Origin of the sequence: Streptomyces sp. NPDC056479 (assembly GCF_042795335.1) — a bacterium.
In the GTDB taxonomy this organism is placed as follows: Bacteria; Actinomycetota; Actinomycetes; order Streptomycetales; family Streptomycetaceae; genus Streptomyces.
The window spans coordinates 996,744-1,004,125 of the sequence record NZ_JBHTRZ010000003.1 but is presented as its reverse complement, the minus strand read 5'-3'; the positions used below and the strand labels follow the sequence as shown (position 1 = coordinate 1,004,125).

Genomic DNA, 7,382 nt, shown 5'->3' with positions numbered 1-7,382 from the left:
AGGGGGGGAGGAACCGCAAGAGACCCCGAATTCCCTAAAAGGCGGGGCTCCCCCAAGGACGGGGAGTCCGGGGTTTCCTCATTTCGGGAAGAGGAGGGGGAGCCCCCGAAACAGACGGTCCCCCCTCCGTCGTCGTGAGCGGCCAGAGGCTCAGCTCTTGGTGTCCTCGCGTCGGACCGACAGCAGGTCCTCCAGCTGCTCCTCGCGGGCCTGCGCGGCCACGAAGAGGAGCTCGTCGCCCGCCTCCAGGGAGTCCTCGCGGGACGGGGTGAGGACGCGGGTGCCGCGAATGATCGTCACCAGGGACGTGTCCTGCGGCCACTCCACGTCGCCGACCTGAGTGCCGGCCAGCGCAGACTCCTCGGGGAGGGTCAGCTCGACCAGGTTGGCGTCGCCGTGGCTGAAGCGCAGCAGGCGGACCAGGTCGCCGACGCTCACCGCCTCCTCGACCAGGGCCGACATCAGACGCGGCGTGGAGACCGCCACGTCCACGCCCCAGGACTCGTTGAAGAGCCACTCGTTCTTGGGGTTGTTCACCCGGGCGACGACGCGCGGGACGCCGTACTCCGTCTTCGCCAGCAGGGAGACGACCAGGTTCACCTTGTCGTCACCCGTGGCCGCGATGACCACGTTGCAGCGCTGCAGCGCCGCCTCGTCCAGGGACGTGATCTCGCAGGCGTCGGCCAGCAGCCACTCCGCCTGCGGGACCCGCTCGACCGAGATGGCGGTCGGCGCCTTGTCGACGAGCAGGACCTCGTGGCCGTTCTCCAGCAGCTCGCCCGCGATCGAGCGGCCCACCGCACCGGCACCGGCAATGGCGACCCTCATCAGTGACCGCCCTCCTCTTCGGGACCCTTGGCGAACGCCGCCTCGACCTTGTCGACCTCGTCGGTGCGCATCATGACGTGCACCAGGTCGCCCTCCTGCAGCACGGTCTGCGAGGTGGGCAGGATCGCCTCGCCGAGCCGGGTCAGGAACGCGACGCGGACGCCCGTCTCCTCCTGGAGCCGGCTGATCTTGTGGCCCACCCAGTCGGTGGACGTGTGCACCTCGGCGAGCTGGACGCCGCCGGTGGGATCACGCCACAGCGGCTCGGCGCCCGAGGGCAGCAGGCGGCGCAGCATCTGGTCGGCCGTCCAGCGGACCGTGGCCACGGTGGGGATGCCCAGACGCTGGTAGACCTCGGCCCGGCGGGGGTCGTAGATACGGGCCGCGACGTTCTCCACGCCGAACATCTCGCGGGCCACGCGCGCGGAGATGATGTTCGAGTTGTCGCCGCTGGAGACGGCGGCGAAGGCGCCGGCCTCCTCGATGCCCGCCTCGCGCAGGGTGTCCTGGTCGAAGCCGACGCCGGTGACGCGGCGGCCGCCGAAACCGGGGCCCAGCCGCCGGAACGCGGTGGGGTCCTGGTCGATCACCGCGACCGTGTGCCCTTGTTGCTCCAGGGTCTGGGCCAGAGCGGAGCCCACCCTTCCGCAACCCATGATGACGATGTGCACGGCGTTTACCCCGCACTCCTCGTGAGGCGTCTGACTTGCGTGAACGTGGTGCTCATAACCTTCTCTCGGTTCGCCGGGCAACGGTCGCGGGCCGGTCGCGGACCGCTGGGCAACATCATGCCGGGGAATGGCCTGAATGATCCCTCGCGGTACGGATGGTGGACGCGCGTGTGCCTCGGTCCACCGTAACCTTCGGCCCGCCGGGCCCCGTACGGGCCCTCAACGGCGGTTGAAGCTGCGGACGCTGGCGAGGGCCAGTGCGCAGAGTCCGGCGAGCGAGACGAGGGCTCCGACGAGCTGAGCGGTCGTCTGCGACATGGGGTCTCCCGGATGTGATGAGCGTACCGACGCAGGTCATATCAGGCATGTGGACGCCGTCCGGCTCGGCGCCGGACGCGGGCGGAGGACGGAATTCACCCCCGCGCCGTGCGCGATTTCACCCGGATGTGCTCCGCCCCAGGCCGGGGGCCTACGATTCTCTGTTGTGTCCAAACTGACCGACGTGCCCAAGCGGATTCTGATCGGGCGCGCACTGCGCAGTGATCGGCTGGCGGAAACGCTCCTGCCGAAGCGCATCGCGCTGCCCGTCTTCGCCTCCGACCCGCTGTCCTCCGTGGCGTACGCGCCGGGAGAAGTGCTGCTGGTCCTCTCCATCGCGGGCGTGTCGGCCTACCACTTCAGCCCCTGGATCGCGGTCGCGGTCGTCGTGCTGATGTTCACGGTCGTCGCCTCCTACCGGCAGAACGTGCACGCCTATCCGAGCGGTGGCGGCGACTACGAGGTGGCCACCACCAACCTCGGCCCCAAGGCGGGCCTGACCGTCGCGAGCGCCCTGCTCGTCGACTACGTCCTGACCGTCGCCGTGTCCATCTCCTCCGGCATCGAGAACCTCGGCTCCGCCATACCCTTCGTCGTCGAGCACAAGGTCGAGTGCGCGGCCGCGGTGATCCTGCTGCTGACGGTGATGAACCTGCGCGGCGTGCGGGAGTCCGGCAGCCTCTTCGCGATCCCGACGTACGTCTTCGTCGCGGGCGTCTTCATCATGATCGCGTGGGGCGCGTTCCGCGGGCTGGTCCTCGACGACACCATGCGGGCACCCACGGCGTCGTACGAGATCAAGCCCGAGCACGAGGGCCTGGCGGGCTTCGCGATGGTCTTCCTGCTGCTGCGCGCCTTCTCCTCCGGCTGTGCCGCGCTCACCGGCGTCGAGGCGATCTCCAACGGCGTCCCGGCCTTCCGCAAGCCCAAGTCGAAGAACGCCGCGACCACACTGGCGGCGATGGGCCTGCTGGCCGTCACCATGTTCTGCGGCATCATCGGGCTCGCCATGGTGACCAAGGTCCGCATGGCCGAGAACCCGGCCGTGGACCTGATCAAGGACGGCGCAGCGGTCGGCTCCGGCTACGTCCAGAACCCGGTGATCACGCAGGTCGCCGAGGCCGTCTTCGGCAAGGGCAGCTTCTTCTTCATCGTGCTCGCCGCGGCCACCGCGCTGGTGCTGTTCCTCGCGGCCAACACCGCCTACAACGGCTTCCCGGTGCTCGGCTCGATCCTCGCCCAGGACCGCTATCTGCCGCGCCAGCTGCACACCCGCGGCGACCGGCTCGCCTTCTCCAACGGCATCGTGCTCCTCGCGGGTGCGGCCGTGCTGCTGGTGTGGATCTACGGCGCCGACTCGACCCGCCTGATCCAGCTGTACATCGTCGGCGTGTTCGTGTCCTTCACGCTCAGCCAGATCGGCATGGTCCGCCACTGGAACCGTCTCCTGGCGACGGAGAAGGACCAGGCCAAGCGCAGCCACATGATCCGCTCCCGCGCGATCAACACCTTCGGCGCCTTCTTCACGGGCCTGGTCCTGGTCGTCGTCCTCGTCACCAAGTTCACGCACGGCGCCTGGGTGGCGCTGCTCGGCATGGTGATCTTCTACGTGACGATGACGGCCATCCGGCGCCACTACGACCGTGTCTCCGACGAACTCGCCGCCCCCGAGGGCCCGAGCGACGACAGCGTACGGCCGTCGCGTGTGCACTCCGTCGTCCTGGTCTCCAAGATCCACCGTCCCGCGCTGCGCGCCCTGGCCTACGCCAAGCTGCTGCGCTCGGACACCCTGGAGGCGCTCAGCGTCAACGTCGACCCGGCGGAGACCAAGGCGCTGCGCGAGGAGTGGGAGCGGCGCGGGATCGACGTACCGCTGAAGGTGCTCGACTCGCCCTACCGCGAGATCACGCGGCCGATCATCGAGTACGTGAAGGGGCTGCGCAAGGAGTCGCCGCGCGACGCGGTGTCGGTGATCATCCCCGAGTACGTGGTCGGCCACTGGTACGAGCACCTGCTGCACAACCAGAGCGCGCTGCGGCTCAAGGGCCGGCTGCTGTTCACGCCGGGCATCATGGTCACCTCGGTGCCCTATCAGCTCCAGTCCTCGGAGGCGGCGAAGGTCCGCGCCCGCAAGCGCGGGGAGTGGAACGCGCCGGGTGCGGTGCGACGGGGGCCGGCGCAGGAGCGGGCCAAGGAGACCGAGGCCCGGAAGTGACGGGGGTCGGGAGCACGTAGACTGGTGGGCTGTTGTCAGGCCCTCAGGAGACCTCTGGAGAGGGCCGTGCCCGCCCCTCTCGATCTGGAGTCACCCCACCATGCAGGCAGAAGAGAAGAAGTCGCTGGTGGGGGAGGAGTACGAGGTCGAGATCGGCCCCGTCGCCCACGGTGGGCACTGCATCGCCCGCACCGACGCCGGCCAGGTGCTGTTCGTCCGGCACACGCTGCCGGGTGAGCGGGTCGTGGCCCGGGTGACCGAGGGCGAGGAGGGCGACCGCTTCCTGCGCGCGGACGCGGTCGAGATCCTGTCGGCCTCCAAGGACCGCATCGAGGCGCCCTGTCCCTTCGCCGGCCCCGGCCGCTGCGGCGGCTGCGACTGGCAGCACGCCAAGCCGGGGGCGCAGCGCCGGATGAAGGGCGAGGTCGTCGCCGAGCAGCTGCAGCGGCTCGCGGGACTGACGCCGGAGGACGTCGGCTGGGACGGCACGGTGATGCCGGCCGAGGGCGACAAGCTGCCCGCGGGGCAGGTACCGCAGTGGCGCACGCGGGTGCAGTACGCGGTCGACGCCGACGGCCATGCCGGACTGCGCCGGCACCGCTCGCACGATGTAGAGCCGATCGACCACTGCATGATCGCCGCCGAGGGCGTGAGCGAGCTGGGCGTCGAGAAGCGGGACTGGACGGGCATGGCGTCGGTGGAGGCGATCGCGGCGACGGGTTCGCAGGACCGTCAGGTGATCCTGGCGCCCCGGCCGGGCGCGCGCCTGCCGATCGTGGAGCTGGACCGGCCGGTGTCGGTGATGCGGATCGGCGAGAAGGACGGCGGCGTCCACCGCGTCCACGGCCGCCCCTTCGTCCGCGAGCGCGCGGACGACCGCACCTACCGGGTGGGCAGCGGCGGCTTCTGGCAGGTCCACCCGAAGGCCGCGGACACCCTGGTGAAGGCCGTCATGCAGGGCCTGTTGCCGCGCAAGGGCGAGATGGCGCTCGACCTGTACTGCGGCGTGGGCCTCTTCGCGGGCGCCCTGGCCGACCGCCTCGGCGACCAGGGCGCGGTCCTCGGCATCGAGTCCGGCAAGCGCGCGGTGGAGGACGCCCGGCACAACCTGGCCGACTTCGACCGGGTACGGATCGAGCAGGGCAAGGTCGAGTCGGTGCTGCCGCGTACCGGGATCACCGAGGTGGACCTGATCGTGCTGGATCCGCCGCGGGCGGGGGCGGGCCGGCAGACGGTGGCGCATCTGGCGTCGCTAGGGGCGCGCAGGATCGCCTATGTGGCTTGCGATCCGGCGGCGTTGGCTCGGGACCTGGGGTACTTCCGGGACGGGGGGTATCGGGTGCGGATGCTGCGGGTGTTCGATCTGTTTCCGATGACGCACCACGTTGAGTGTGTCGCGATCCTTGAGCCTGCGGCAAAGGGCGCCTGACCTGCAGGTTCGGGTGATGTGCGTTATGTGCGCTGTGCGCGTTACGGGCGATATCTTGACGCATGTTTGACGCACGCGGCGCATGTCTGACGCACGTTTGACGCATGTTCTGACGTGTCATCAGGCGTCTTGGGCTGCAGGTCGGGAGCCCGAGATGCTGGGATCCGCCTGAGGGCTTTACCGAAACCTTGCCGAGTCAGTAGGAGTTGGGGCCGTGCGGGCTCCAATGGCGGAGGAAGGGCCGCAAGTCGTCAGGACGGGGTTCTGGGACGTCGGGTAGCTGGGGAGTCGTGCTCAGAGGGTTGAGGCGCTCGAGATGTACGTCGGCGAACTCGAGCCATGCCTCGGCTCTGGCCCTTTCCTGCCCGGCCGGCAGAGCTTCTACTTGGGCTCGGACGGCGGCGACGTATTCGGCCAGCCGAGTCGCGTGGCGCCATGCTTCCGCCTGGGCTTCGAGGCGCTTCACGCGGAATGCCTCGGCGTAGTCGATGCGGGCCTGCTGCATCGCGGCTTCCCAGCGTAGTCTCCGCTGTCTGGCCGCTTCCAGGTCTGCCAGTCGCTTGCGTTCGGCGGCCTCTCCGCGGAGAACCACTTCCTGTGCGATCTCTGCGAGTTGGTCTTCCAGGGGGCGGCCGGGGGTGTCGGCCCATTCGGTGGCTCGGTGGGGATTGCCGCCGCGGAGGATGAAGCGGAGGCGGTCGGAGGGGTTGTAGTCGAAGCGGGGGATGCGGACCCAGGTGTGCTTCTTGGCCTCGGCGATTTCCTTCTCGGTGGGAGTGTGCTCGCTTCGGTCCTGTTCTTGCAGGACGAGGAATCCGACTGGCTGCCCTTGGGCGGTAATGGTGAAGTGGGGTGGAGCGCTTCGGCGCCGATGTGGTGGAGGAGCGCCACGCGTCGCTCCGATCTTGGCGACATATCCCCGAGTCTCGGTGGCAGTGATGAGTGCCTGAATGAGTCGCAGGGACCGCCCCTGGATGTCCTTGGTCAGGCCCATGGGCTGGGATTGGCTTTGCAAGTCTCTGACCACGGCATGAGGTTGTCTGATTCTGGCCGGTACCGGTACGGGGGTGAGGTCAGCCAGCCGCCAGGCAGGGATATCGACCAGCCGAATCTCGTAGCCCTTGCTGGACCGGAATCCGTACAGCTCTTTCGTCTTGGGAATCTTTCCGGACTTGCGTGCGGCGTTGACGCGTGCGGACCAGTTCACGGCGTTGGGTCCGCCGGTGTTGGTCTTGATGATGCAGCCGTTGTTCTCGGCCAGCTCTTCCAGGAGTTGGTCTGTGAGCGTTGTGCGCTTCGGGGGTGCTTCCGGGGGCAAAAGTGGGGTGGTGCGGCTTGTGGGTTCGGTTGGTGTCCCATGGGTTTCGGGCTTGCCGGGATCCGGATTCCTGGCCGCTCGTGGTCTCCCGATTTCTGAGGTGCGAGGCTGCATCGCTGGGTACGTGCCATGGGTCAGATAGTGCTGGCCGGATTCGGTGAGCGTGGTGTTCCACTGTCCTCTCCGTTTGGAGATTGTGAGAAGTCCTCGGTTCTGTAGAGCTACGCAGGTGATCTTGTAGGTGCTGGTTTCCCATACGCCGCTGGGGCACCCTTGGCCGACCCAGTGCAGCACGGCAATCTGGCGTTTGTTGAGCTCCTGTTTCACGGTGGCCTCCTGTCGGAGAGAGCGCAGCCGCAGAAGTCCGTTCAACCGCAGATCGTGGTCTTCGGAGGGTGGGAGGGCTGAAAGGTGTGGTGCGCGTCGGTGACGCTGTGGCAACGATCGAAGGCGTGGCCAAGAGACGAGGGAAGCCGAAACGCGCGCAGGGCTCTGGTGGTTGGTGACCTGAAGGACCAGCTCCCAAGGTCCCGGTACGGGAAGGCCAGGGCCGGCTGGGACTTTCATCCGGCTGGGCGCGCCGACGAGGGGCCGTGCCGTCGT

5 protein-coding genes are annotated in these 7,382 nt (G+C 68.6%); 2 read left to right on the top strand and 3 right to left on the bottom strand.

Annotated elements, in window-relative coordinates; all coding sequences use genetic code 11:
- Nucleotides 1-150 precede the first annotated feature (150 nt).
- Both ACFQ6S_RS15955 and ACFQ6S_RS15950 read right to left on the bottom strand, forming a co-directional pair.
- On the bottom strand, nucleotides 151-828 hold the full coding sequence (locus tag ACFQ6S_RS15955; RefSeq protein ID WP_383408876.1) for a potassium channel family protein: 678 nt from the start codon (nucleotides 826-828) through the stop codon (nucleotides 151-153).
- Nucleotides 828-1,499, bottom strand: coding sequence for a TrkA family potassium uptake protein (locus ACFQ6S_RS15950; RefSeq protein ID WP_190075035.1), 672 nt, complete (start codon nucleotides 1,497-1,499; stop codon nucleotides 828-830). Before ACFQ6S_RS15950 ends, ACFQ6S_RS15955 begins: the two co-directional genes overlap by 1 nt.
- 484 nt (nucleotides 1,500-1,983) lie before the next feature.
- On the opposite strand from ACFQ6S_RS15950, the gene ACFQ6S_RS15945 reads away from it, so the two are divergent.
- Complete coding sequence (locus tag ACFQ6S_RS15945; protein ID WP_383408872.1) at nucleotides 1,984-4,032, top strand: APC family permease; 2,049 nt, start codon at nucleotides 1,984-1,986, stop codon at nucleotides 4,030-4,032.
- Between the two features lie 100 nt (nucleotides 4,033-4,132).
- Nucleotides 4,133-5,461 (top strand): class I SAM-dependent RNA methyltransferase, encoded by a 1,329-nt coding sequence (locus tag ACFQ6S_RS15940; protein ID WP_383408869.1) that lies wholly within the window; start codon nucleotides 4,133-4,135, stop codon nucleotides 5,459-5,461.
- Nucleotides 5,462-5,657: 196 nt separating this feature from the next.
- Here the strand turns inward: ACFQ6S_RS15940 and ACFQ6S_RS15935 are convergent, their stop codons facing one another.
- A complete protein-coding gene (locus tag ACFQ6S_RS15935; protein ID WP_383408866.1) occupies nucleotides 5,658-7,106 on the bottom strand; it encodes a hypothetical protein in 1,449 nt (482 codons plus the stop codon).
- Between the last annotated feature and the right edge of the window lie 276 nt (nucleotides 7,107-7,382).

Excerpts from the sequence above, each read along its gene's own strand:
- ACFQ6S_RS15955 (WP_383408876.1), bottom strand. The coding sequence starts at position 828 with ATGAGGGTCGCCATTGCCGGTGCCGGTGCGGTGGGCCGCTCGATCGCG.
- ACFQ6S_RS15940 (WP_383408869.1), top strand. The coding sequence starts at position 4,133 with ATGCAGGCAGAAGAGAAGAAGTCGCTGGTGGGGGAGGAGTACGAGGTC.